This window comes from Mesobacillus selenatarsenatis SF-1 (assembly GCF_000813125.1).
In the GTDB taxonomy this organism is placed as follows: Bacteria; Bacillota; Bacilli; order Bacillales; family Cytobacillaceae; genus Mesobacillus; species Mesobacillus selenatarsenatis.
The window spans coordinates 25,704-51,199 of sequence record NZ_BASE01000029.1; the positions used below are offsets into that span (position 1 = coordinate 25,704).

General features: G+C 42.7%; 27 protein-coding genes. 8 read left to right on the plus strand and 19 right to left on the minus strand.

The genetic code is table 11. The features are described from left to right. Positions 1-8: 8 nt before the first annotated feature. The 8 genes from TY49_RS06725 to TY49_RS06765 form a co-directional block, all read right to left on the minus strand. Complete coding sequence (locus TY49_RS06725; protein WP_041965142.1) at positions 9-950, minus strand: YybS family protein; 942 nt, start codon at positions 948-950, stop codon at positions 9-11. A gap of 340 nt (positions 951-1,290) precedes the next feature. Next, the gene (gene rpsR / locus TY49_RS06730; RefSeq protein ID WP_031307629.1) at positions 1,291-1,527 is read right to left on the minus strand and encodes a 30S ribosomal protein S18; all 237 of its coding nucleotides are present in this window, start codon (positions 1,525-1,527) and stop codon (positions 1,291-1,293) included. Between the two features lie 50 nt (positions 1,528-1,577). Beyond that, complete coding sequence (gene ssb, locus TY49_RS06735; RefSeq protein ID WP_041965143.1) at positions 1,578-2,075, minus strand: single-stranded DNA-binding protein; 498 nt, start codon at positions 2,073-2,075, stop codon at positions 1,578-1,580. A 78-nt stretch (positions 2,076-2,153) separates the two neighbouring features. Continuing rightward, positions 2,154-2,441, minus strand: a complete 288-nt coding sequence (gene rpsF / locus TY49_RS06740; protein WP_041965144.1) for a 30S ribosomal protein S6 — start codon at positions 2,439-2,441, stop codon at positions 2,154-2,156. 257 nt (positions 2,442-2,698) lie between these two features. Further along, positions 2,699-3,799, minus strand: coding sequence for a redox-regulated ATPase YchF (gene ychF, locus TY49_RS06745; RefSeq protein ID WP_041965145.1), 1,101 nt, complete (start codon positions 3,797-3,799; stop codon positions 2,699-2,701). A gap of 349 nt (positions 3,800-4,148) precedes the next feature. Next, positions 4,149-6,149: a molybdopterin-dependent oxidoreductase gene (locus TY49_RS06755; protein ID WP_041965147.1), complete on the minus strand. Its 2,001-nt coding sequence runs from the start codon at positions 6,147-6,149 to the stop codon at positions 4,149-4,151. A gap of 87 nt (positions 6,150-6,236) precedes the next feature. Beyond that, positions 6,237-6,431: a DUF951 domain-containing protein gene (locus tag TY49_RS06760; RefSeq protein WP_023613382.1), complete on the minus strand. Its 195-nt coding sequence runs from the start codon at positions 6,429-6,431 to the stop codon at positions 6,237-6,239. A gap of 17 nt (positions 6,432-6,448) precedes the next feature. Next, positions 6,449-7,357: a mechanosensitive ion channel family protein gene (locus TY49_RS06765; protein ID WP_041965148.1), complete on the minus strand. Its 909-nt coding sequence runs from the start codon at positions 7,355-7,357 to the stop codon at positions 6,449-6,451. Positions 7,358-7,783: 426 nt separating this feature from the next. On the opposite strand from TY49_RS06765, the gene yyaC reads away from it, so the two are divergent. Further along, a complete protein-coding gene (gene yyaC, locus TY49_RS06770; RefSeq protein ID WP_041965149.1) occupies positions 7,784-8,416 on the plus strand; it encodes a spore protease YyaC in 633 nt (210 codons plus the stop codon). Between the two features lie 38 nt (positions 8,417-8,454). On the opposite strand, the gene TY49_RS06775 is transcribed toward yyaC, so the two are convergent. The 5 genes from TY49_RS06775 to rsmG form a co-directional block, all read right to left on the minus strand. Then, on the minus strand, positions 8,455-9,165 hold the full coding sequence (locus TY49_RS06775; RefSeq protein WP_041965150.1) for a DUF554 domain-containing protein: 711 nt from the start codon (positions 9,163-9,165) through the stop codon (positions 8,455-8,457). 210 nt (positions 9,166-9,375) lie between these two features. Beyond that, positions 9,376-10,224, minus strand: a complete 849-nt coding sequence (locus tag TY49_RS06780) for a ParB/RepB/Spo0J family partition protein (protein WP_041965151.1) — start codon at positions 10,222-10,224, stop codon at positions 9,376-9,378. Then, positions 10,217-10,978 carry a ParA family protein gene (locus TY49_RS06785; protein ID WP_041965152.1) on the minus strand — a complete coding sequence of 254 codons (762 nt, stop codon included), beginning with the start codon at positions 10,976-10,978 and terminating at the stop codon, positions 10,217-10,219. Before TY49_RS06785 ends, TY49_RS06780 begins: the two co-directional genes overlap by 8 nt. A 492-nt stretch (positions 10,979-11,470) precedes the next feature. Next, a complete protein-coding gene (gene noc / locus TY49_RS06790; RefSeq protein WP_041965153.1) occupies positions 11,471-12,364 on the minus strand; it encodes a nucleoid occlusion protein in 894 nt (297 codons plus the stop codon). A gap of 200 nt (positions 12,365-12,564) precedes the next feature. Then, entirely contained in the window at positions 12,565-13,281 is a 717-nt protein-coding gene (gene rsmG / locus TY49_RS06795) for a 16S rRNA (guanine(527)-N(7))-methyltransferase RsmG (protein WP_041965154.1), read from the minus strand. Positions 13,282-13,368: 87 nt separating this feature from the next. Here rsmG and TY49_RS06800 point away from each other — a divergent pair, with 87 nt between their 5' ends. Beyond that, on the plus strand, positions 13,369-13,575 hold the full coding sequence (locus tag TY49_RS06800; RefSeq protein ID WP_041965155.1) for a hypothetical protein: 207 nt from the start codon (positions 13,369-13,371) through the stop codon (positions 13,573-13,575). Between the two features lie 60 nt (positions 13,576-13,635). Here the strand turns inward: TY49_RS06800 and mnmG are convergent, their stop codons facing one another. From mnmG to rpmH, 6 genes are all read right to left on the minus strand, one after another. Next, positions 13,636-15,522, minus strand: coding sequence for a tRNA uridine-5-carboxymethylaminomethyl(34) synthesis enzyme MnmG (gene mnmG, locus TY49_RS06805; RefSeq protein ID WP_041965156.1), 1,887 nt, complete (start codon positions 15,520-15,522; stop codon positions 13,636-13,638). A 128-nt stretch (positions 15,523-15,650) separates the two neighbouring features. Continuing rightward, positions 15,651-17,036, minus strand: a complete 1,386-nt coding sequence (gene mnmE, locus TY49_RS06810; protein ID WP_041965157.1) for a tRNA uridine-5-carboxymethylaminomethyl(34) synthesis GTPase MnmE — start codon at positions 17,034-17,036, stop codon at positions 15,651-15,653. A 660-nt stretch (positions 17,037-17,696) separates the two neighbouring features. Beyond that, a complete protein-coding gene (gene jag, locus TY49_RS06815) occupies positions 17,697-18,317 on the minus strand; it encodes an RNA-binding cell elongation regulator Jag/EloR (RefSeq protein WP_041965158.1) in 621 nt (206 codons plus the stop codon). Continuing rightward, positions 18,314-19,087 (minus strand): YidC family membrane integrase SpoIIIJ, encoded by a 774-nt coding sequence (gene spoIIIJ / locus TY49_RS06820; protein ID WP_041965159.1) that lies wholly within the window; start codon positions 19,085-19,087, stop codon positions 18,314-18,316. Before spoIIIJ ends, jag begins: the two co-directional genes overlap by 4 nt. Positions 19,088-19,249: 162 nt before the next feature. Further along, entirely contained in the window at positions 19,250-19,612 is a 363-nt protein-coding gene (gene rnpA, locus TY49_RS06825; protein WP_041965160.1) for a ribonuclease P protein component, read from the minus strand. Positions 19,613-19,797: 185 nt separating this feature from the next. After that, positions 19,798-19,932 (minus strand): 50S ribosomal protein L34, encoded by a 135-nt coding sequence (gene rpmH / locus TY49_RS24185; RefSeq protein ID WP_013059930.1) that lies wholly within the window; start codon positions 19,930-19,932, stop codon positions 19,798-19,800. 866 nt (positions 19,933-20,798) lie between these two features. On the opposite strand from rpmH, the gene dnaA reads away from it, so the two are divergent. The 6 genes from dnaA (at position 20,799) to remB (ending at position 25,426) form a co-directional block, all read left to right on the plus strand. After that, positions 20,799-22,145: a chromosomal replication initiator protein DnaA gene (gene dnaA, locus TY49_RS06835; RefSeq protein WP_041965162.1), complete on the plus strand. Its 1,347-nt coding sequence runs from the start codon at positions 20,799-20,801 to the stop codon at positions 22,143-22,145. Between the two features lie 181 nt (positions 22,146-22,326). Then, a complete protein-coding gene (dnaN, locus tag TY49_RS06840; RefSeq protein WP_041965163.1) occupies positions 22,327-23,463 on the plus strand; it encodes a DNA polymerase III subunit beta in 1,137 nt (378 codons plus the stop codon). A 351-nt stretch (positions 23,464-23,814) separates the two neighbouring features. Then, entirely contained in the window at positions 23,815-24,030 is a 216-nt protein-coding gene (yaaA, locus tag TY49_RS06845) for a S4 domain-containing protein YaaA (protein ID WP_041965164.1), read from the plus strand. Between the two features lie 19 nt (positions 24,031-24,049). Then, positions 24,050-24,361, plus strand: a complete 312-nt coding sequence (locus tag TY49_RS25210; RefSeq protein WP_232310398.1) for an AAA family ATPase — start codon at positions 24,050-24,052, stop codon at positions 24,359-24,361. Continuing rightward, on the plus strand, positions 24,295-25,167 hold the full coding sequence (gene recF / locus TY49_RS06850) for a DNA replication/repair protein RecF (protein ID WP_232310399.1): 873 nt from the start codon (positions 24,295-24,297) through the stop codon (positions 25,165-25,167). Before TY49_RS25210 ends, recF begins: the two co-directional genes overlap by 67 nt. 10 nt (positions 25,168-25,177) lie before the next feature. After that, entirely contained in the window at positions 25,178-25,426 is a 249-nt protein-coding gene (remB, locus tag TY49_RS06855) for an extracellular matrix regulator RemB (protein WP_041965165.1), read from the plus strand. Positions 25,427-25,496: the final 70 nt, after the last annotated feature.

The following is a 25,496-nucleotide window of genomic DNA, read 5'->3' on the forward strand; positions in this document are numbered from 1 at the left end:
GTTTCTGATTACTTCTTCTCCCCAAGACGTTTTCTTAAGTCAAACCCTAAATCAATTATACCTAATATCCTGACAATATAAAGAACAAATGGCAGGAGGAAGGTCAGGATAATGACGATGATTGGAACAGCTTTAGGATACCGTTTTATATGTGTTACATAAAAAACTAATGATAAACCTTGGAGAACCATCAGCATCTGCAGTATGAATGTAAGATTGGAAATCGCCCAGTACCAGTAAGTCCCTTTTTCCGGCTGCATGATTAATGCTGCTATCATCGCGATGAGATAGTACCATAAGATACTTTTTGGTAGATTCAATTCCCTGAATGGAGGCCAGGATGGCACCTTGATCCCAAAACGCTTCAAGAATGGGAACGAGACAAGCTGAAGCAGGAAAACAATCAAAAATGAAGCCATGACGAACATGCTTGGCATAAGCACTTCCATCATATCGATCATTGTTTCAAATTGCTTGATGAGTTTCTCATCAGGGGTCTGCCCCATTTGTTCCAGCATTTTGATCGCCTGGTCGGTAGAAACACGAAAAGCCTCCATCAGTTCTTCAATAATATTAATTTTAAATAAGATGACCGACAATGCATATTGTGCCACTAAATTCAAAAGAAACACGAGGGAACCTGCTATGTATGCTGTAAACCTACTTTTCCCTTTCCTGACCATGTATCCCATCACAGCACCAGTCATCCCATATGCCAATGCAAGCGGGATTGCCAGAAGTGACCCTAGAATCATCGATAATAATACAGCTGCAATCGTAAACACAGCCGTACTTTTGCCGTCATACTTAGCACCGAAAAACAAGAATGGCAAAGAAAGAAAGAGGTTCACAACTAACCCCAGGCCAGGTATATAAAAAGTGATTAACAATAAAACCGCAAAAATTGCTAACAGAATGGCTCCTTCCGTCAGCTTGTATGTATTCTTCATAATCCACCTCACAGAAATGCGTATGCGCCTTGGTCAGCCCCGACAAGCGTTGGAGGACCGACCGGTGAAGTCGTTCTTTGACTTCATTGTGCGGTCCGAAACGTCTCGAGGGGCTAGGCGCTGAAGCTAGACACCGAAATGCGTATGCGCCTTGGCATAAGCTCCTTGGTCGGCCTTAAGGTTCATGCAAGATATTATAAATGAACCAAAGTAGCAACCATTTTTAAAATAACCGATAAGAACTATTTTAGCTTCTAAAACGCTGACAAGCAAACGAAGTATCATATATAGCTAATATAAAAGGCAGCGGGATGCCCCGCTGCCTTTTAATATCCGATCATTATTCGCCTGAAACGTATGGCAGTAATGCCATTTGACGACTACGCTTGATCGCAACTGTCAATTTACGCTGATACTTAGCGCTTGTTCCAGTTACACGGCGTGGTAAAATCTTACCGCGCTCAGAGATGAATTTTTTCAAAAGATCTGTGTCTTTGTAATCAATCTTAGTAATTCCGTTTGCTGTGAAGTAGCAAACCTTACGGCGTTTTGCACGTCCGCCTCTGCGTCCACCCATTGCCATGGTCATTTCCCTCCTTGTGTATTCTATTTCATGTCCGAGTTATATTAGAATGGAAGATCATCATCTGAAATGTCGATCTGGCCGCCACCTGCAAATGGATCTTCATCTACTTTTGTATAACCTTGGTTCTGGCGTTGATTCTGATTCTGATTCCCGAATGGGGAACCTTGATCATTTTGGCGGGAATAGTTGTTATCCCCTCTGTCAGAAGTTTGACCTTGACCTTTTGGCTCAAGGAACTGAACACTCTCAGCAAGAACTTCTGTAACGTATACACGCTTACCATCTTGTCCATCGTAGCTGCGAGTTTGAACGCGTCCATCAACACCTGCAAGGCTGCCCTTCTTCAAGAAGTTAGCAACGTTTTCAGCTGGACGGCGCCATACCACACAGTTGATGAAGTCAGCTTCTCTTTCCCCCTGCTGGTTGGTAAATGAACGATTTACCGCAAGTGTGAAAGTAGCCACCGCAACTCCATTCGGTGTGAAACGTAATTCAGGATCCTTGGTCAAACGGCCAACAAGAATGACACGATTCATCATCAGAATCAACTCCTTCCCCCCAGCATGAATGTTCCATGTGAAACATTTTCCGCTGAAAGTTTATATTTATATCATTAACTATTCTTCTTCTCTAATTACGATGTGGCGAATGATATCTTCGTTGATCTTAGCAAGACGAGAGAATTCCTCAACTGCTGCCGGAGTAGCGTTTACCTTAACAAGCTGGTAGTAGCCATCACGGAAATCATTGATTTCATAAGCTAGGCGGCGTTTGCCCCATTCCTTAGCTTCTGCAACTTCCGCACCGTTTTCTGTAAGGATTGTGCTGAAACGCTCGGTAAGAGCCTTTTTAGCTTCCTCTTCAATGTTTGGGCGGATGATGTACATAATTTCGTACTTTCTCATCACTGTCACCTCCTTTTGGTCTAAACGGCCCCATTACAGGGCAAGGAGTAATTGTTAATTACTCACAAGATGAAATTATATCACAGAATATATTCAAAGGCAACGCTATGTATAGCAATTCTACTTTTCACATTCTGTGCTATAAATTCCTTTAATGAAACACTAACATACGTTCGTATTTTTGTCCATTTTAACTTTGGTAAATTCAAACTTTTAAAAAAAAATAAAACCCTGCGAATTACGCAGGGTTCAGCTCATTAGACATTGAAACGGAAGTGAATGATGTCTCCGTCTTTTACTTCATATTCTTTTCCTTCAAGGCGAACTTTTCCAGCTTCCTTTGCTGCTGCCATAGATCCAGCTGCAAGTAGGTCATCGTAATGTACTGTTTCTGCACGGATGAATCCACGCTCGAAATCAGAGTGAATGACACCTGCACACTGAGGTGCTTTCATGCCATGGCGGAATGTCCATGCACGGACTTCCTGGACGCCAGCTGTGAAATATGTTGCCAGACCAAGCAGACTGTAAGCCGCACGGATCAACTGGTCCAAACCTGATTCTTCAATGCCTAGTTCCTCTAAGAACATTTGCTTTTCTTCGCCTTCAAGCTCAGCGATTTCTTCTTCGATTTTGGCACTGATGACGATTACTTCTGCATTATCCTTTTGTGCAAACTCGCGGACTTTCTGTACATATTCATTTCCGCTTGGATCTGCGACATCCTCTTCACCTACGTTAGCAACATAAAGCATCGGCTTGATTGTAAGCAAATGAAGTTGTTTAACAATTTTCAATTCATCTTCCGTAAATTCGACCGCGCGCGCTGGTTGTTCAGCTTCAAATGCATCGCGCAGGCGAGCCAGGATTGGAAACTCAATAGAAGCTTCCTTATCTTTTTGCTTAGCCAACTTCTCAACACGGCTAATTCTTTTTTCAACTGACTCCATGTCAGCAAGAATCAATTCCAGGTTAATAACCTCGATATCAGAAATTGGATCTACTTTACCGGCAACGTGAGTGATATTGTCATCTGCAAAACAGCGGACTACCTGGCAGATCGCATCTACCTGGCGAATATGGGAAAGGAATTTGTTTCCGAGTCCTTCACCTTTGCTCGCCCCTTTTACGATTCCGGCGATGTCAGTGAATTCGAAAGCTGTTGGTACAGTCTTTTTCGGCTGTACTAGCTCAGTCAATTTAGTTAAACGATGATCAGGAACCTCAACGATTCCGACATTCGGGTCAATCGTACAGAACGGATAGTTAGCTGATTCAGCACCAGCCTGTGTGATCGCATTAAACAATGTAGATTTCCCAACGTTAGGAAGTCCAACAATACCTGCTGTTAAGGCCATCCATGTCACTCCTCTATTTAAAAATGTATCTATTCAAGCAAGAATCACCTAAACGATTTTTTCCTCTCACAATTATAGAGATTACGAAAGGAAAAGACAAGCTTGTAAGAAAAGCGCAAACGCCTTATTCAGCCATAAGGTATTTTTCCGCTTGAATGATACCCTTATAGAGGTGGGATTGCTTGCATAAGGATATCTTTCCGCTTGAACGGTACCCTTATGGAGATGGGATTTGGATGGCAATCATTCACATTATTGATGTCCAGATTTCACTGCTTTTCGGGCACCAATCTTCTCTTAATTTCATAAAAAGCCGCACTCTCCCAATGAAAGTGCGGCAAAACAATCATCATGCTTTTTCAATTTTTTCGATATTTACAAGGCAATCGTAAAGGGTGCTTCCGAGTCCGTTGTCTGATTCCTTGCTTGAGGTCAGCTGGTTGACTGAGCCGCCGAATCGGGCGCTCAATCCCTCATCAATATTAACAGTTCCTGGATGGGCAGCCTTGAGGATCGAAACTGTTCCATGAATTTCGCCTCTGTCATTCCACACACGGACATGGTCCTGCTCCTTCAGCCCCTTTTCATCAGCCACGCTGCTGGCGATTTCTACTTTTACATACGGCTCTGGCTGGAACAGGTGGAAGTGCTGCGAGTGGTTGGAACGCAGTGGATGGATCGTCAGCAATGTATATGGATATTTTTCCGCCAGTTCGGGATTGGTCCATTTTGTCTCTGTAGGCAGTGACAGCTTGATCTGGCCGTCAGTGACTGCAGATGATGTGAATTCATATTTGCCGCTTGGCGTTTTGAATTTTCGATTAGACCATGGAACCTCATCCACTGGCAGTTCGGCAAATTTATCATCACGAATTTTTTCGAGTGAGATGCCCTTCTTCAACAATGAAACGAGCCCCATTTCCAAGAATTCTTCTCTTGTAAAATCGAATTTCTCGCCAAAGCCTAATCTTTTTGCGAGTTCCGTCCAAATCCAGGCGTCCGGCTTTGCTTCTCCCGGTGGTTCAACCAGCTTCGGACCGTGATTCACATAATGGTGGTACATCGATGAATAGTAAACATCTTCTACCTCAAAGGCCGTGGCAGCTGGCAAAACATAATCAGCCAGTTCAGCTGTATCCGTCATGAACTGGTCAATCACCACGAGGGTTTCTAGCGATTCAAAAGCCTCTCGTACTCTGTTCGTATCCGGAACTTGAGTCAGCGGATTCCCGCACGTGACGATTCCCATTTTTATCTGAGGATCAATAGCTGACAGGATCCCCTCTGCCTGCCTCATCATTGTAAAAGTGCGTGAAGAACTTTTCCGCTCAGCCATGACCATGTTCTGATAGTCAAAACTCTGCCCTACCTGCTTGTTCGCATAGTTGGCTCCGCCGCCAGGAATACCGATATTGCCGCTGACAGCAACCAGAGCGTCCAGCAGCCTGATCGTATTGCCTCCATTTTCATAACGCTGCATTCCAAGCCCCATGATCGTTGATACCGGTCGGTCAGCATATACTTCTGCAAGATGAGTGATGATCTCAATCGGAACTTCAGTCACTTCACTGACGTAGTCCAAAGTAACACTATCCACCAAGGACCTTAATTCCTGGAAGCCAACTGAATGATTTGCTAAAAAATCCTCATCATGCAAGTTCATCCTTAGCAGTTCCTTCATTATGCCTGCTGCCAAGAGTCCGTCAAAGCCTGGCTTGATGGATATATATTCGTTCGCCAGCTTGGCTGTTGCATTATAAATTGGATCGATCACATAAACCTTTGTGCCTTTCTTTTTTACAGCCTGAAGGTTTTGGAAAAGATGCATATTCGTCCGTGCAACATTTCTGCCCCAAATGATGACATGCTTACTGTTCGCCAAATCCCCAGGTGCATGGCTGTAGGCATCGCCAAAATCCCAATTCTGCGCTTCTATCCCGGCTCCCCAGCAAATTGAACCGGTCAATTCAGTCACACCGCCATATAGGTTGAAAAAGCGGCTGTCAAGATTGGAGAGCAATCCACTGTTTGCGTAATCATGGCTATGCAAAACGGAAGTGGTTCCAAAGCTTTTTTTATAATGAGTCAGTTTTTCTGCAATCTCATCGAGTGCCTGCTCCCAGGAAATCTGCTCGAAATTGCCCTCGACTTTTTTTAGCGGATAAAGCAAGCGATCTTCTGAGTTCGCCTTGTGCTCAAGCATCCTGCCGCGGCCGCAAATTTTCCCCTGTGTGATCGGGTGCTCCGGATTGCCTTCGACCTTCGTTACCTTCCCATCCTCAACGGTAACAAGGAATCCGCAGCTGTCCCAGCAATTCAGCGGACATGCTGAATGATGTACTGTTGCCACTTCCTCATCTCCCCCCACTAATTCTCTATATCGTTCAGTAATTTTAATAATAAGGATAATACAATAATGAACAAAAAAGAAGCAGGATTATTCTCCCTGCTTCGATAAAACTTTCTTTACTTTTCTTGTGAATTCTTTTCTTGGAATCAAGACACTGTGCTCGCAGCCTTCACACTTGATTCGGATATCCATGCCAAGACGGATGATTTTCCACTTGTTGGTGCCGCAAGGATGTGGTTTTTTCATTTCAACAACATCATTTAGTTGAAACTCGTGGTCCAATTTTAAAACCTCCTTGTTTATTTACCGAATTCTTTCTGCTCTCCGCCTTCCTGGCGAGAGTACATTACCATTCTTGGGAATGGAATTTCAATTCCGTGCTGATCGAGGAGAAGCTTGATGTCCTTGCGAAGTTGCCTGCCCATATACCAGTGTTTCATTGGCAAGGTTTCAGCAACGATTCGCAACACGACCTCTGAAGCGCCAAATTGCTGAACACCTAAAAGTTCGGGTGTCTTAACCAGTTCTGGGTACTTTTCAGTTGTTGTTTCCATGTACTCCTGCAGTACTTTTTCCGCGTATTCAATATCCCCTTCATAAGCAATCCCAATATCAAGGACCGCCACACTGTTGTAAAGAGAGAAATTGGTTACTTCTACAATGCTGCCGTTAGGGAGAATATTGATTTCTCCCGTAAAGCTTTTAATTTTCGTCGTCCGCAGCCCGATTTCCTCCACAGTTCCCTCAAATTGTCCAATTCGTACATAATCGCCTACAGAAAACTGATCTTCAAAAATAATGAAGAAACCGGTAATGATGTCCTTCACAAGACTTTGTGCACCAAATCCGACTGCCAAACCGACAATCCCAGCGCCGGCAAGCATTGCTTTGACATCGATTGCCATTGCCGCAAGAATGGACATGATTGCAATAAAATAGACAACGTACGTTAGCACATTTTCAAGCAATTTCATCAATGTTGCTTCACGCCGCTCCGTAATCCTTAGCGGCCCTCTCGTCCTGACCTTGAAGAAATTGCGGATCGCAATCTTTCCAACTCGAATGAACAAGCCTGTGATAATCAGGATCGCAATGATTTTCAAAACACTTTCCCCAATCGCAAACCAGAGGTTCTCATCCATCAGCTTTTGACTCATTTTATTTAAAAATGCTTGTGTCTTGGTTAGACTTTCTTCTGTTTTACTCATATTCTCACCCGCCTGCAAAATTTGCACAATAGTGGCTCTGTAAGCTAACTGTTGATTAAAAAAACCCTTGTTTAACACATTATTAAACGTTATGTAACAAACTAGTAAGTTTCATACAAACACAATCATTTTATCAAGTTTTATAATGTAGTTAAAGAAGGCTGTTTCTGTAAGGTGATGCCATAACGAAATACATACATTCAAAAGCATGTTGTCATTCTAATATAATATTATCCTAATATAATATTATTATTTTCCGATAGAGTCCAAACCATTATAAAGCTTTTTTTAAAAATAAGTCATTATTCCTCTATAAATGATTCACCACTCCAAAAGACCCTGTTTAAATCTTTCTGTTTACAGGTATGTATAGATTACAAAAAAAGTCCGTATACTGATAGTACGAATTTTTAAGGAGTTGATCCAATGAATCTCAAAAACCATTTTTTCGAGCGGAAAAACAATGTGGCAAAAATTAACCATGAAGATGATCTGGCTGCCGAAAAGCTGGCTTCTGAAATCCTGGACCATTTGCCTAATTTCAGCACACGCCCAATTGTTTTTGTCTGTATTGGAACCGACCGCTCTACCGGTGATTCATTGGGTCCGCTAATCGGAACGCTGCTGCAGGAAAAAGAAATCGCGCCATACCATGTATATGGAACACTCGATGATCCGATCCATGCTGTAAATATGGATGCAAAACTGGCCGAAATCAAACAAAAACACTTTAATCCTTTTATTATCGGCATAGACGCTTGCCTTGGCCGCTTAAAAAGCGTAGGCTCCATTCAAGTAGGCGATGGACCAGTCAAACCAGGTGCGGGAGTGAATAAGGAGCTGCCTGAAGTCGGAAACATGCACATTACCGGCATCGTCAATGTCAGCGGGTTCATGGAATTTTTTGTATTGCAAAATACAAGATTGAACCTCGTTTTAAAAATGGCAAAAACGATTGCAAACGGTATTTTCGAGAGCAGTCAGCAACTACCGAAGAAACAGGATTGGCCTAAGATCAATTGGGACCTTGAAACCGAGCAGCCAACAGTTGCTGAATAATTTTAAAAATGCCTGGAGGCTATCCAGGCATTTTTCATTTAAATCCCAATCATATAATGTGAGATCGTGACAAGAACACCGGTTACAAGAATACCTGGCAGCAAGTTCGCAACCCTGATCTTTGTCAATCCAATCAGGTTCAAGCCGATGGCAAAAATCATGACACCGCCGGTTGCAGTCAGCTCAAGGATAAAACTGTCCATCAATGCCTGCGGTATAAACTTATCTATTTGTGTCGCAAACAAAGCGATTATTCCCTGGTACAGCATGACGGGAATCGCCGAAAAAAGAACGCCAATACCAAGTGTCGTAGTCAGAATTAATGCCGTAAAGCCGTCAATAATAGCTTTTGTATAGAGGACGTCATGGTCTCCGCGAATCCCGCTGTCGAGTGCGCCGATAATGGCCATCGCTCCAATGACAAAGATCAGCGTCGCCGTCACAAACCCTTGTGAAATACTGCCTTCCCCTTTTGACCCAAGCTTCCGTTCAAGCCAATCCCCAGCAGAATTCAGCTTATCCTCCAGCTTCCATGCTTCACCAAGGACTGCACCAATCACAAGACTCAAAATAACAATCAGGAAATTGGCACTTTTAAAGCCCATCTGCAGTCCCAGCACCATTACCGCAAGCCCAATGCCATGCATGACTGTGGCTTTCATATTTTCAGGGATTCTCGTCAGAAGCCTTCCCAGCAAGGTCCCTATGATAATCAATAGCCCATTAACAATGGTGCCAAGTAAAAACATATTGTTCACCTATCTTCAGATTTTGTATGAAAACTTGTATGTAAAAGGCTGCTTTCGTAAAAATTGTTGTTAAATCCTAAAGCCGATTTTAACGTGATAACTGGCAATTTTTGTAGGTCGGTATATAGGTCATTCAATCCTATTTTGTAGTCAATTCAACAAAGTTTGAGAAAAGAGCCATGTAAAAAAAGAAGCCATCAATTTGATAGCTTAAGAGTTTTGCTGATCTAATAGTTCCAGAATCCGTTCTAAATCATCCTTCGAGAAAAACTCTATTTCAATTTTCCCCTTATTTTTGGATTGTTTGATGTTAACAGTAGTTCCGAAACGTTCCCGAAGTGTAGTTTCACGGTCTCGAATGAAAACATCTTTTGTTGTTTTCTCTTTTTTTGTTTCACGTGGAACAACTTCGTTTATCTGCTGAATTAGCTGTTCAAGCTGGCGGACATTCATTCCATCTTTAAGGATTTTATCCACAAGAATCGGCAGCTTGTCTTTCTTCCTTAATCCTAGAAGCGCACGCCCATGCCCCATTGAAATCTTGCCATCTGAAATTAGTTGCTGGATTTTAGGAGGCAGCGATAGTAAACGGATATGGTTGGCCAGATGCGGTCTGCTTTTTCCCAGCCTTTTCGCTAACTCTTCCTGTGTAAGTTTCAGCTTCTCAATCAAAGTTTGATAGGCAATTCCCTCTTCAATCGGATTCAAGTCCTCCCGCTGAAGATTTTCCAATACGGCAAGCTCCATCATTTGCTGCTCATTCAGCTCACGGACGACTGCCGGCACTGTTTCCAACTTTGCTTCTTTTGCTGCCCGGAAACGCCTTTCCCCAACAACGATTTCAAAGCCTTTTATCGTTTTCCTGACGATTATTGGCTGAAGGATTCCATGTTCCTGGATCGATAACTTCAATTCTTCTATCGCTTCTGGCTGGAATACTTTTCGTGGCTGATAAGGATTTGGCCTTATTTCTTTGACGCTTATTTCCTGGACCTTCTCTTCTCTCTCAGCTTCCATGTTAAAGAAAGCATTCAATCCTTTACCTAAGCCTTTAGCCATTTGCAACCACTTCCTTTGCAAGATCTAAATAAACCTCTGCCCCGCGGGACTTTGGATCATATATGATAATTGGCTCTCCATGGCTTGGAGCTTCACTCAGCCGAACATTTCGTGGAATGACTGTCTTGTACACCTTGTCCTGAAAGTACTTCTTCACTTCTTCGATGACTTGAAGACCAAGGTTCGTACGTGCATCAAGCATTGTTAGAAGAACCCCTTCTATCTTCAAATCCTGGTTCAAATGCTTCTGTACAAGGCGAACAGTATTCAAGAGCTGACTTAGCCCTTCAAGTGCATAATACTCACATTGGACAGGGATTATGACAGCATCTGAAGCCGTCAAGGCATTCAGTGTCAATAAACCAAGAGATGGCGGACAGTCGATGATAATATAATCAAATTGATCCTTCACTTCCTCGAGAGCCCGCTTCAGGCGGACCTCCCTTGAAATCGTGGGCACAAGCTCGATTTCCGCTCCAGCAAGCTGGATGGTCGCAGGAATTGTATATAAATTTTCTACCGCTGTTGGATGAATGACATTTTTGGCTTCAACATCGTCAACAAGAACATCATATATGCATTGCTCTACATCTGCTTTTTCAATTCCAACACCACTCGTTGCGTTTCCTTGAGGATCCGTATCGACAAGCAGCACTTTTTTTCCTATGTATGCCAGGCACGCACCGAGGTTCACTGATGTAGTCGTCTTGCCGACTCCACCTTTTTGATTCGCAATCGCGATGATTTTTCCCACATTGTCACCTTCTTTCAAACCCGTAAAATAATTAGAAAAGCGCAAGCGCCTTGTCCAGCTCCGACAAGCGCTGGAGGGCCTGACCGTGAAGTCGTTCTTTGACTTCATTGGCAGGACCGAAGCGACTCGAGGGGCTAGGCGCTGGAGCTAGACACTCATCGAAGTATAAACATAAAAATTCTAAATGGAGATTAATGAATCCCCACTGAATCAAGGAAAACAATCCTAAAAAAGCAATCATGTATTCTATTTTATCATGAATCAAGACAGTTGATAGAATTTTTATTCAAAAGAAATAATACGGTAATATGAAGGTGTTTAACTATATAAGTTGAACTAAAAAGTATACCTTTTCATTTCGCTCCAGGTGCTTCATTTAATGGGTAATTCTTAAGTTCAACTCACATACACAGCATTGTTATCTAACTGATGACCGGATTGGATTTTAACAACAAAAAAGCGGGAGACAGCTTGTCCCCCACTAGCAATCTATTATTTCTTCTTTGGTATGCGAATCGTGAATTGATAGAACTCTTCAAACTCTTCTTCTTCCGAATCGAGATTGATGCCGCTGTCGGAAACCATTGTCAGCGACTGGCGGATTGTATTGACAGCAATCCTCATATCTTTGCTGAATGCCTTCCGTTTTGGCTTTGGTTTTTCTTCATTTTGACTCAGAAGCTTGACGACGCGTTCTTCCGTTTGTTTGACATTGAGGGATTTCTCTACGACCTCTGCCAAAACCTGCACCTGCAGCTGAGGATTTTTCAACGGGATTAACGAACGGGCATGCCGCTCTGTGATTTGCTTATTCAAAAGCGCATCTTGCACTTCCTGTGGAAGCTTGAGCAATCGCAGCTTATTCGCCACTGTTGATTGACCTTTTCCCAATCTTTGCGCCAGGGCTTCCTGGGTAAGATTGTGAATTTCCAGCAACTTTCCATATGCCATTGCTTCTTCAATCGGTGACAGTTCCTCACGCTGGAGGTTCTCGATCAAAGCAACAGACGCCGTTTCAGAATCGGATAAGTTTTTAACGATTGCGGGAACCTCTTCCCACTCAAGCTTTTTCATCGCGCGCCAGCGGCGTTCACCTGCAATGATTTCAAATTTATCCTGATCGAATTCACGGACAACGATTGGCTGGATTACTCCATGTATGTGAATGGTACGGGCCAATTCTTCAATTTTCTCATCATCAAATACAGTTCTTGGCTGGTATCTATTTGGAATAATATGGTCAATCGGAATTTTCTTTATTTCTTCATTTTCTATGTTGTCAATATCCTCAACCGTCTGTTCTTCCACTTGGTTCTGTTCTTCCACTTCGTTTCGTTCTTTTTCCTTTTCCCCAAGGCCAAAAAAGCGCGAAAGAGAAGGCTTCATCACCCTACACCACCTTTATGAACTCCCTATTACATATTCTCTATAAAAATGACAAGTTCCTGCCTATAGACTCTATTATAAACTAAATTCATTTTTCAAAATAGGACAAAAAGCGCCAGCGTACATGGCCGGTTTCCTGAATTGTATCAAATTTTGCATCTCAGGTCATTGTCCTAAGGTGCAGCAAATGATAGAAGCCTCTATTCAATCGGCGTTTTATTCGGAGTTCCCGGCTTTCTTGGGTACTTCTTAGGTGTTGGCTTTAGTTTATTGATGATTAAAATATTTCGTTCACTCTCTTCCACCGGCAATGTGAATGCATGGGAGGATTCCAGCTTGCCGCCAAGTACACTGATCGCTTTTTCACCAACCTGCAATTCCTCTCCTGCCTGGTTTCCCTTCATGGCGATAAATGTCCCGCCAACCTTCACTAGCGGAAGGCAAAGCTCACTTAATACTGACATTCTGGCAACAGCCCTGGCCATTACAACTTCATATTTTTCACGATGGGCTGGGTTCTGTCCGAATGTCTCAGCACGATCGTGAATGAATGTTGTTCCTTCCAGTCCCAGTTCTTTTGAAAGCTGCTCCAAAAAAGTGATTCGCTTATTCAAGGAATCGACGATTGTAACCTTGATTTCCGGGAATGCAATTTTAATCGGGATGCTCGGGAAGCCGGCACCGGCACCAACATCGCACAAATTGAGCGGCTTATTAAAATCAAAATAAAATGCGGCAGAAACGGAGTCATAGAAGTGCTTCAAATACACCTCAGGTTTTTCTGTTATCGCAGTCAAATTCATTTTTTCATTCCACTCGACGAGCATTTTATAATACGTTTCATATTGCTCCATTTGCTTCTGGGAAAGCTCAATCCCCTTTTCAGCGAGCAAAGCTTTAAATTGATCTGTATTCATAAGCCAACCCTTTCTGTCCTTGCTGGTGGATTATTCGAAAAGCGCAAGCGCCTTGGTTAGCCCCGACAAGCGCTGGAGGGCCGACCGGTGAAGTCGTTCTTTGACTTCATCGGGCGGACCGAACTCGAAAAGTATAGCCGACTGCCCAGAAACGCAGAAACTGGAGACTCCGACAAAGAAGCGCTTTTTGCTTCTGCCGGCGGAGTTGAAGTTTCGGAGTTTCTAGGAGGCGAAACTAGACAATTCGAAAAGCGAAGGCGACTGCCCAACTCCGACAAGCGTTGGAGGGGCTAGGCGCTGGAGCTGAACAATTCTCAAAGTGAAATTTATACTTTCTTATCTTTATAAAAAAATTTATTGCTTGATCCGTGCAATTCGCCCTTGTTCCAAATAAACGAGCAGGATTGAGATATCTGCAGGATTCACACCTGAGATTCTCGATGCTTGTGCCAATGTCAACGGACGTACTTCTTTCAATTTTTGGCGAGCCTCTGTCGCCAGTCCAGAAATGGCATCGTAATCAATATTTTCCGGGATTTTCTTGTCTTCCATCTTCTTCAGCCTTTCAACCTGCTGAAGTGATTTCTCAATATATCCCTCATATTTGATTTGAATTTCTGTCTGTTCCTCTGTTTCGAAATCAAGTTCGCCAGCTGCAGGAACGAGCTGCTTGATATGCTCATAAGAAACCTCAGGACGCTTCAATAGGTCTGAAGCACGGATGCCATCCTTCAACTCACTACCGCCAAGCGAACGAATTAACTCCTGAACCTCCGCTGTCGGTTTGATGATGATCGATTGAAGGCGATGTTTCTCACCTTCAATTGCTTCTTTTTTCGCTAAAAACTTCTGGTAGCGTTCTTCGGTAATCAAGCCAATTTCATGGCCTTTTTCAGTCAAACGAAGGTCCGCATTATCATGACGGAGAAGCAGGCGGTATTCCGCTCTTGATGTCAACAAACGGTACGGTTCATTCGTTCCTTTAGTCACGAGGTCATCGATCAATACTCCGATGTAGGCATCAGCGCGGCTAAGGATGACTTCTTCTTTGTCCATTGCCCTTCTGCCCGCATTGATTCCAGCCATGATTCCCTGGCCGGCAGCCTCTTCATAGCCTGAAGTACCATTGATTTGTCCTGCAGTATAAAGATTTTTAACTAGTTTCGTTTCCAATGTTGGCCAAAGCTGCGTCGGCACGACGGCATCATATTCAATCGCATATCCGGCACGCATCATTTGAACCTTTTCCAGACCAGGTATTGTCTGAAGGATTTTATGCTGGACCTCTTCCGGTAAGCTCGTTGACAGTCCCTGCACATAAACCTCCTGAGTATTCCTTCCTTCCGGCTCCAAGAAGATCTGGTGGCGCGGCTTGTCATTGAACCGGACGACCTTATCCTCAATGGATGGGCAGTAACGCGGGCCAGTACCCTTGATCATTCCGGAGTACATCGGTGAACGGTGCAGATTTTCATCAATCAGCTGGTGTGTGCTTTCGTTCGTATACGTCAGCCAGCAAGGAAGCTGGTCGGTGATGTATTTCGTCGTTTCATAGGAAAATGCACGGTGGACATCATCACCAGGCTGGATTTCTGTTTTAGAATAATCAATACTATCGCTGTGTACACGAGGTGGTGTTCCCGTTTTAAAACGAACCAGGTCAAAGCCAAGCTCCTCAAGATGTTCCGAAAGCTTGATTGACGGCTGCTGGTTGTTCGGACCGCTTGAGTATTTCAATTCGCCAAGGATGATTTCCCCGCGCATATACGTACCAGTCGTAATCACGACCGTTTTAGCGCGATAAATGGCTCCAGTCTGGGTAATGACCCCTTTACATTCGCCGTCCTCAACAACTAGACGCTCAACCATGCCCTGTACCAATGTAAGGTTCTTTTCGTTTTCCAGCGTCTTCTTCATTTCATTCTGATAATCGAATTTATCAGCCTGGGCCCTCAACGCACGTACTGCAGGACCCTTTCCAGTATTCAGCATCCTCATCTGGATGTATGTTTTATCAATATTGCGGCCCATTTCGCCGCCCAAAGCGTCAATTTCCCGTACAACAATTCCCTTTGCAGGTCCGCCGATTGACGGGTTGCACGGCATGAACGCAATCATATCAAGATTAATGGTAATCATCGCGGTTTTCGCACCCATACGTGCCGGTGCCAGGGCCGCCTCAACACCCGCATGGCCGGCCCCAACTACAACCACATCAAAATTTCCGGCTTCATAACTCATCCTGCTGCCTCCTTTTTATGCTGCAATCAAGCTCTATAAGTAAAAAGAATCTATATAGTCCAAAAGTGCTACATCTCTATTTTCCGTATCTTGATAGAAAGTTTTTCGAAAATAGTTTTTATATTTTTTTATTTCCCTAAACAGAACTGCGAGAATAACTGGTCAATCAAGCTTTCATGCACACTTTCACCTATTACTTCGCCAAGCAGTTCCCAGGAACGAGTCAAATCTATTTGGACGATATCGATTGGCGTTCCCATTTCGACACCGCTGATCGCTTCTTCAATCGAATGTACAGCCTGGTTAAGTAGTGCGATATGACGGCTGTTCGAAACATATGTCAGGTCGCCTGATTCAATACCACCTGAGAAGAACAAGCTCGAAATTGCTTCTTCCAGCTCATCCACTCCCTTGTCCTCAAGCAAGGATGTCGTAACAAGCGAATAACCCTTCGCAAGCTCCTTTACTTCATCCAAATCGATTTTTTGAGGCAGATCTGTTTTATTGATGATGACAATGACATCCATGCCTTCCACCGCTTTGAAAATGTTACGATCCTCTTCCGAAAGCTCATCTGAATAGTTCAGAACCAGTAAGATCAAATCCGCTTCCTTCAAAACCTGGCGAGACCGTTCAACGCCAATTCGTTCGACGATATCTTCAGTTTCCCGAATTCCCGCTGTATCAAGCAATCTTAAAGGAACGCCGCGGACGTTCACATATTCTTCGATTACATCGCGGGTGGTTCCTGGTATATCGGTAACAATCGCTTTATTTTCATGTACAAGGCTGTTCAGCAACGAAGACTTTCCTACATTCGGGCGGCCAACAATGACGGTTGACAGTCCTTCACGAAGGATTTTTCCTTGCTGTGAGGTTTGCAGAAGCTTTTCCAGCTCCCCTTTTACATATTTCGCCTTTTCCAAAAGCATGTTATGCGTCATTTCCTCGACATCGTCATACTCTGGATAATCAATGTTCACTTCTACATGGGCAAGTATTTCAAGAATTTCCTGGCGCAGCTTCTGGATAAGCCTTGATAGGCGTCCTTCCATTTGACCAAGCGCCAGATTCATCGCACGGTCCGTTTTCGCCCTAATCAAGTCGATAACTGCCTCCGCCTGTGAAAGGTCGATCCGCCCATTTAAAAAAGCCCGTTTTGTAAATTCCCCCGGCTCTGCAAGTCTCACTCCCTGATTCAGAACAAGCTGGAGCACACGGTTTACAGAAACAAGACCCCCATGGCAGTTGATTTCGACTACATCCTCTTTCGTGAATGTTTTAGGCCCTCTCATAACAGAGACCATTACCTCTTCGGCAACTTGTCCAGTTTTCGGATCAATCAGATGTCCATAATGGATTGTATGCGAAGCCACTTCACTTAGCTTCTTGCTGCCAACCCCTTTGAACAGACGCTCTGCTATTTCAAAAGCTTGATCCCCACTTAAACGGACAATCGCAATCGCACCTTCACCCATCGGCGTAGAAATCGCCGCAATCGTATCAAATTCCATTTGCTCACCCCACTTTTTCTGCAAAAAGTATATATATCAAAAGATTAAAGTTTGTTTTCTACAAATTACTAGAATACCACATCACTTTAGTGAAAAAAAGAAAGGAATCCTCGTAACTCAGAATTTATCCACAACTCATAAAATAAACTTATTTAATTTTAACTTATCCACATGTGAATAACAATAAAACCAAGGGAGGAAATAAATGATTTTTAATTAGGTTGTGGAAAACATAATTGGGATTTGAAAGAACTACTAGAGGAAGTGGAGTACGAGTTGTAATTTGAGTAAACTGGAGAAATGTGATTTGAATGAACTGGTGGCCGGATGCTGGATGCTGAACTGGAAAAAATGCATGATAATTTCCAAGTCGCCAATAAAAATTGATTTTCGCCAATATACTGCTCATTATCGCCAATAAAACTAATTTTTCGCCAATAAATTTGTTTTTTCGCCAATATAATTGTGAAAACCGCCAATATATTATTTATTGGGTAAAATTTCTTCATTCCTCATTTAGAAAACACTATAATTCTACTCTTCAGAAGCAATTAATAAGCTCGGCACTTCAAAAAATCTCCAAATTACTTTAAAACAGGTGATAAAATCGAACAAAAACCCCGAACCAGCTCCTGGTTCGGGGTTTTTTCACTCTAATTATTACTTCGAAGGCGCAATCACTATATGTCTATGTGGTTCTGTGCCATCGGAATATGTTTTGATTCTCTTGTTTGACATCAATGCAGTATGAATCACTTTGCGTTCATACGAAGGCATAGGTTCAAGCGCGACGGTTTGGCCGGTTCTGACTGCTTTTTGCGCAAGGCGTTCAGCCAATTGCACGAGTGTATCATTCCTGCGCTGGCGATAGTCCTCAGCATCAAGCAAGACAGTAGCATACTGTTCAGAATAACGGTTCATCACGAGCTGGGTCAAAAATTGCAAGGAATTCAGTGTTTGGCCTCTTTTTCCGATCAGCAAAGCGATTTTCTCACCAGACATCGTAAAGAGTACTGTTTTCCCTTCCTTTTTCACATCAACTTCAATTGGAGCTCCCATTTGCAAGCCAACCGACTTCAAATAATTTACGGCTTCTTCAACAGCATCGATTTTCACTGTCACTTTGACGACAGCCGGGCGTGTGCCGAAAAGTCCGAAAATCCCCTTTTTGCCTTCATCAATTACATCAATTTCTGTGCGGTCTTTGGTTGTCTTTAATTGAGCTAAAGCGGATTCTACTGCTTCGTCGACATTTTGTCCTGTAGCAGTTACCTGTTTCACTTTTTTGCTCCTCCCGCATTGCCGGCAGCAGTTGCTTTAAGGTCCGGCCCTTTAATAAAGTAAGTTTGAACAATCATGAATAAGTTACCGACTACCCAGTACAATGAAAGTGCTGCTGGGAAGTTGATCGCGAATACAATGATCATGATTGGCATCAGCCAAAGCATCATTGCCATTTGCGGGTTTGCTTCCTGGCCAGCCATCATCATTTTTTGCTGGATGAAAGTTGTCACACCTGCAACTAACGGCAGGATAAAATACGGATCCGGTGAACCAAGGTCGAACCACAGGAAGTTATGCTCGGCAATCTCCCTCGTTCTTGAAATCGCATGGTAGAAACCAATCAAGATCGGCATCTGAACGATCAGCGGGAAACAGCCTGCAAGCGGATTGACACCATGCTTCTGGAAAAGTGCCATTGTTTCCTGCTGGAGCTTCTGCTGGGTTTTCTGATCCTTGGAGCTGTATTTTTCTTTTAACTTTGCCATTTCCGGCTGCAATGCCTGCATAGCCTTCGAGCTCTTTGTTTGTTTGATCATAAGCGGCAGAATAACCAGGCGGATCAGCAACGTAACAGCGATAATCGATAATCCGTAGTTGTCCCCGAGCCATTCAGCCATCTTGACGATTAACAAGGATAATGGATAAACAATGTATTCATTCCAAAAACCCTTGCTTTCCTCAGTGATTGGCTGGTCATACTCCATACAGCCTGTCAGCACGGTCATCACTAAAAGCAAGCCCATTATCAATAATATTCTTTTTTTCAAGCTTCATTTCCTCCTAACTTCCCGGTACGTTCATTTATTTTCAAAAGTTTGTCCCAAAATTTATGTACATTTAGCCTTGTTAGGGCAATGCAATCAAGAGTATTTTAACATCTTTTATAGGGAAGCGCTTTTAAAAATTGCAAATCAGCAAATATTTTTGCCTCAATCATTATCTCCACGTTTTGGCTTCTTCAAAACCTTACCGACCTTCAAGACATGCTCCAGGCTTTTCTTCACTTCATGCATGTCCATTTCAGCAGTTGGCTTTCTGGCAATGATGATGTAGTCGTTCCCGTTATGGACCCGGTCCTGCAGTTCATGAAATGACTGCCGGATATATCTTTTGATTTGGTTGCGCATGACGGCATTGCCAATTTTTTTGCTGACCGACAGCCCGATGCGGAAATTCTCCTGATCAGGTTTTTTTAAAATATAGACAACAAATTGCCGGTTGGCAACCGATCTTCCTTTTTTAAAAGCCTCTTGGAATTCTTTATTTTTTTTCACTTTGAAGTCTTTTTTCATCTATAGCACCTTCAATTCTCTATGGATCTGAATTTTTCTTTGGGGTTCTTTTAAAAAGGCGGGCAAAGGAATTTATTCTTTCAGTATTGCCAAAAATAAATCCCCTAAAAGCCACTTTGCCAGCATACAGAGCTCCCAAAATAGTATTGCCCAAAGAGAAAAAAGACCACTGACATTTCAGTGGCCTAAGCTGATAATACTTTTCTTCCTTTGCGACGACGACGAGCAAGAACCTTACGGCCATTTGCACTGCTCATGCGGGCACGGAATCCGTGAACTTTGCTGTGTTTACGTTTATTTGGTTGATAAGTGCGTTTCATATATGTTACACCTCCCTGAGGAATAGCTGTTACAGACAGTCTTTGTAATTATAAAGAGGGTCAGTATAAATTGTCAAGTGCCTATTCAGAAATCGAATGCACTGGCAAAATTTTAAATTTAACTTTCCTGGTATTTCTTCAATCCTTAGATGATTGCTTTTCCAACCTCGGATCCAGACCATTCTTCTACATTTCGGAACCCTTTCGGAAATCTTTCGGAACTTTATGTTCTATTAAGATCCGCAAATATATAGAAGTCTTAAAATTTTTTAAGTTGACCCATTCTTAAATTTAACAAGAATATTTTCCGCTGCAAAAATAAATGTTAAAGATAAATTCTATAGCTGATTTTTACTAATTCCAGCGCCCTGTGGACAAAAATCGACATAGTTTTTATTATCCACAAGGCTTCCTGACAGCTTTTACACAATTCAAGTGCCTGTGGACAATTACTCTCCACAGTGATAGTGTATTGTGGATAATGTATTAAAAAGCGTTGCGCCATGCTAGATTATCTGATATTATATTTGTGTTTTCACTCTTAATAATTCGATAACGAAAATATACTTATCCACAAATTGTGGATAAGCTGTGGATAGGTTATTCAGTCCTGTTGTAAAACTTTGTCCACAGAAAGTGGATATTGTCGAAAAGCTTCCTTTCTTCCTTATTATATATTTTTCCACATTAATAGTTTCGTATATTTATTAATTCAGGGGTTGTACAGTATGTATAACCTTTGATTTTATGCTTTTCGAGCAGACTATTTTCCTGAAGGCCAGAAGATTTGTGTGAAATTGTGAGTGCAAATGCAGCCAGATATAGAGAAAAAAGCGTAAAAACGACAAGAAAAGGAGGGATAATTGTTGGAGAACATTGCAGATCTCTGGAACAACGCTCTCGCTAAAATCGAGAAAAAGATCAGCAAGCCTAGTTTCGATACATGGCTTAAATCAACAAAGGCACATTCCTTGCAAGGTGATGTCCTTACGATTACAGCCCCGAATGAGTTTGCCCGTGACTGGCTGGAGGAACGTTATTCCCAGTTAATCAGCGGAATATTGTATGAAATCACTGGTGAAGAGCTTTCTGTAAAATTCATTATTCCCCAGAACCAGAAGGAAGAAGATCTCGACATGCCATTGCCGCCCAGACGAGTGAAGAAGGAAGACGATATTCCTGATTTGCCTGTCAGCATGCTGAACCCAAAGTATACATTTGATACTTTTGTCATTGGTTCAGGCAACCGTTTCGCCCACGCGGCGTCGCTTGCAGTAGCTGAAGCGCCGGCAAAAGCCTATAACCCCTTATTCATTTATGGGGGCGTAGGACTTGGTAAAACCCACTTAATGCATGCAATCGGACACTACGTCCAGGACCATAATCCGAATGCCAAAGTGGTTTATTTGTCTTCTGAAAAATTCACGAATGAATTCATCAACTCGATCAGGGACAATAAAGCGGGAGATTTCCGCAATAAATACCGCAATGTCGATGTCTTGCTCATTGATGATATTCAATTCCTGGCGGGAAAAGAACAGACGCAAGAGGAATTTTTCCATACATTCAATACATTGCATGAGGAAAGCAAGCAGATTGTCATCTCAAGTGACCGTCCGCCAAAAGAAATTCCAACACTTGAAGACAGGCTGAGATCCCGCTTCGAATGGGGTTTGATTACTGATATCACTCCGCCAGACCTAGAAACGCGGATTGCGATCCTTCGTAAGAAGGCTAAAGCAGAAGGCCTGGATATTCCGAATGAGGTTATGCTTTATATCGCAAACCAAATCGACTCCAACATCCGTGAGCTTGAAGGTGCTTTGATCCGTGTCGTCGCTTATTCTTCACTGATCAATAAGGATATCAATGCGGACCTGGATGCTGAAGCTCTTAAGGATATTATCCCGAGCTCTAAGCCGAAGGTCATCACGATTCTTGACATCCAGAGGGTTGTCGGACAGCAGTTCAATGTGAAGTTAGAGGATTTTAAAGCGAAGAAAAGGACAAAATCCGTAGCATACCCTAGACAAATCGCTATGTACTTATCAAGAGAGCTAACTGATTTCTCGCTTCCTAAAATTGGCGAAGAGTTCGGGGGCCGTGACCATACGACGGTCATCCATGCCCATGAAAAAATATCTAAGATGATTTCAGTTGATGCGAACCTGCAAAGGCAGCTGAAAGATATAAATGAACAATTAAGGGTTTAGGAAAGTGTGAATAACTCTCCATTGGTTACGCACAGTCTGTCCACATGTGGATAGGCTGTGTTTCCTTTGAACAAACCCACTTATCCACAAATCCACAGGCCCTACTAGTACTTCTACTCTTTTTTAAAACATATTAATATATGCATTTAAGAGAAAAATATACCTAACTGGAGGCAAAAAAATGAGATTTATTATCCAGCGCGATTCATTGCTTCAAAGCGTTCAAGACGTAATGAAGGCAGTGACAAGCAGAACAACAATCCCCATTTTGACAGGTATTAAGATTGTTGCTAACGAAGAGGGTGTAACTCTTACAGGCAGCGATTCTGATATTTCCATCGAATCTTTCATTCCTAAAGAAGAAGCTGGGGATGAAATCGTCGAAATCAAACAGCCAGGATCCATTGTTTTGCAGGCGCGTTTCTTTAGTGAAATCGTTAAAAAGCTGCCTACAGATACAGTAGAAATCGAAGTCCATAACAATCTGCAGACCATTATCCGTTCTGGTAAATCAGAATTTAACTTAAATGGCCTGGATGCAGAAGAATATCCACATCTTCCGCAAATCTCGGAAGAACATGTATTCAAGATTCCGACAGACCTATTAAAAGGCTTGGTCCGCCAAACTGTCTTTTCAGTGTCCACCTCAGAAACACGCCCCATCTTGACAGGTGTAAACTGGAAGGTCGAAAACAATGAATTAATCTGTATTGCAACAGATAGCCATAGACTTGCATTGAGAAAAGCTAAACTCGATGCAGAAAGCACTGGCAGCTATAATGTGGTCATTCCAGGGAAAAGTTTGACAGAATTGAGCAGAATTCTTGATGACAGTTCAGATTCAGTGGATATCGTCATTACTGAAAACCAGGTATTGTTTAAAGCAAAACATTTACTATTCTATTCAAGACTGCTTGAAGGAAACTATCCTGATACAGGAAGATTGATCCCAACTGAGAGCAAAACAGATGTAGTCGTTAATACAAAGGAATTCCTTCATGCGATCGACCGTGCATCACTGCTTGCAAGAGAGGGAAGAAACAATGTCGTCAAGTTCTCCACAATCGAAGGCGGCGCAATTGAAGTTTCGTCAAACACACCTGAAATCGGTACTGTTGTCGAAGAAATCCAAAGCCAATCAATCGATGGCGAGGAACTGAAAATTTCATTTAGCGCGAAGTATATGATGGATGCCCTAAAAGCATTGGAAGGAACAGAAATCCAGATCAGCTTCACAGGCGCGATGAGACCATTCGTCATCCGTCCGCTTCACGACGACTCCATCCTGCAGTTAATCCTGCCGGTAAGAACTTACTAAGAAGATCTTTTGCCACCAGTTCTATGCTGGTGGTTTTTTACTTATAGGTTGCAAAATGCAGACTAATTGGGTTGTAGCGGAAGGCACGATCTAGGAAGCTAATTCAAAGTCCTGCGGGATCAGCTGGACAGGTGAGACCCCACAGGAGCTTGCTCCGAGGAGGCTCACCGCCAGCCCAAAAGAAGAATTCGCTCTTTAAAAAATCCAGCAATTGAGATTTTTCATAATTCTTCCAGTGGAAGGCTGAGTGCCTGGAGCGAAAAACCAACAGAATATAAGAAAATTTGTTTCTATGGAAAAAATTTAGTAAAATAAAGTATTAAGTCCTTTTGGAAGAAAAGGGTGAGAAACGTGAATGAGGAAATAAAAATTGATACGGAATATATCACGCTTGGCCAATTCCTGAAACTTGCCGATGTAATTCAATCAGGCGGAATGGCAAAGTGGTTTTTAAGTGAACATGATGTTTTTATCAATGGTGAACAAGATCAGCGAAGAGGAAGGAAGCTTCGTTCCGGAGACCAGATATCGATTCCTGGGCTTGGCGAGTTCAGCATAACGCAATAATCCAGAGGATGAACTGTTCATGTATATAGAGGAACTGCAGTTAAGGAATTACCGCAATTACCAGGGATTAGAGGCGACATTTGAAAATAAAGTCAATGTCATCCTTGGGGAGAATGCCCAGGGGAAAACGAATGTCATGGAGTCTATCTATGTATTGGCAATGGCAAAGTCGCACCGGACCTCCAATGATAAAGATTTGATTCGCTGGGACGAAGAATATGCTAAAATAGAGGGACGGATTAAAAAAACAACGGATCTTTGCCTATGCAGCTTGTCATTTCGAAAAAAGGCAAGAAGGCTAAAGTCAATCATCTCGAACAGCGGAAGCTAAGCCAATATGTCGGCAATATGAATGTCGTCATGTTTGCACCCGAGGACCTTAACCTGGTAAAAGGAAGCCCTCAAGTCAGAAGACGATTTGTCGATATGGAAATTGGACAGGTTTCGGCGATATATTTGCATGATATGGGACAGTACAACAAAATTCTCCAGCAGCGTAACCATTATTTGAAACAGCTGCAAATCAAAAAAACAAGTGACCATTCCATGCTCGATATCCTGACGGAACAATTTATCCAGGCAGCTGCGAGGATCATTGTGAAGCGTTTTGAATTCCTTTATTTGCTTGAGCAATGGGCATTGCCGATCCACAATGGGATATCCAGAGGGTTCGAGGATTTGAAAATCGTCTATAAACCTTCCGCAGACGTATCAGAAGATGATGATTTGTCGAAAATGATAGCAGTGTATGAAGAAAAATTTGCTAAAATAAAGACAAGGGAAATTGACCGCGGCACCACAATGTTCGGACCGCATAGGGATGACCTGCAATTTTTCGTGAATGGCCGTGATGTCCAGACATTCGGTTCGCAGGGACAGCAGCGGACGACGGCACTTTCGGTCAAATTGGCTGAGATTGAATTGATCAATTCAGAGATTGGTGAATATCCTATCCTGCTGCTTGATGATGTCCTTTCTGAGTTAGATGATTACCGCCAATCCCATTTATTGAATACCATCCAGGGGAAAGTTCAAACCTTCGTCACGACCACTAGTGTGGATGGGATCGACCATCAGACATTAAGGGAAGCAGCCACTTATAAAGTGAAAACCGGCGAAATGTCAAGAATCCAATGAGGTGGACTACATGTATTTGCATGTTGGTGAGGAAGTCCTTGTAAGGACAAAAGATATTATTGCTATATTAGATATTGAAAGCGCCAGCTCTTCTCCGTTCATGGAAGAGTTCATAACGCGCCAGGACCAGCAGATTGTCCATTTGGCCAAAGGAACGGTCAAGTCAATCGTGGTAACAGGAAATCATATATATTATTCCCCACTCGCATCAGGAACATTAAAGAAACGCTCCCAAAAATTATCCGTCCAGGAATTTTAATAGATCGGCTTATTCGCAAAAAATGTCGAAAAACAACGATATATGCGAAATTAGCCAATAGATAAGTTTT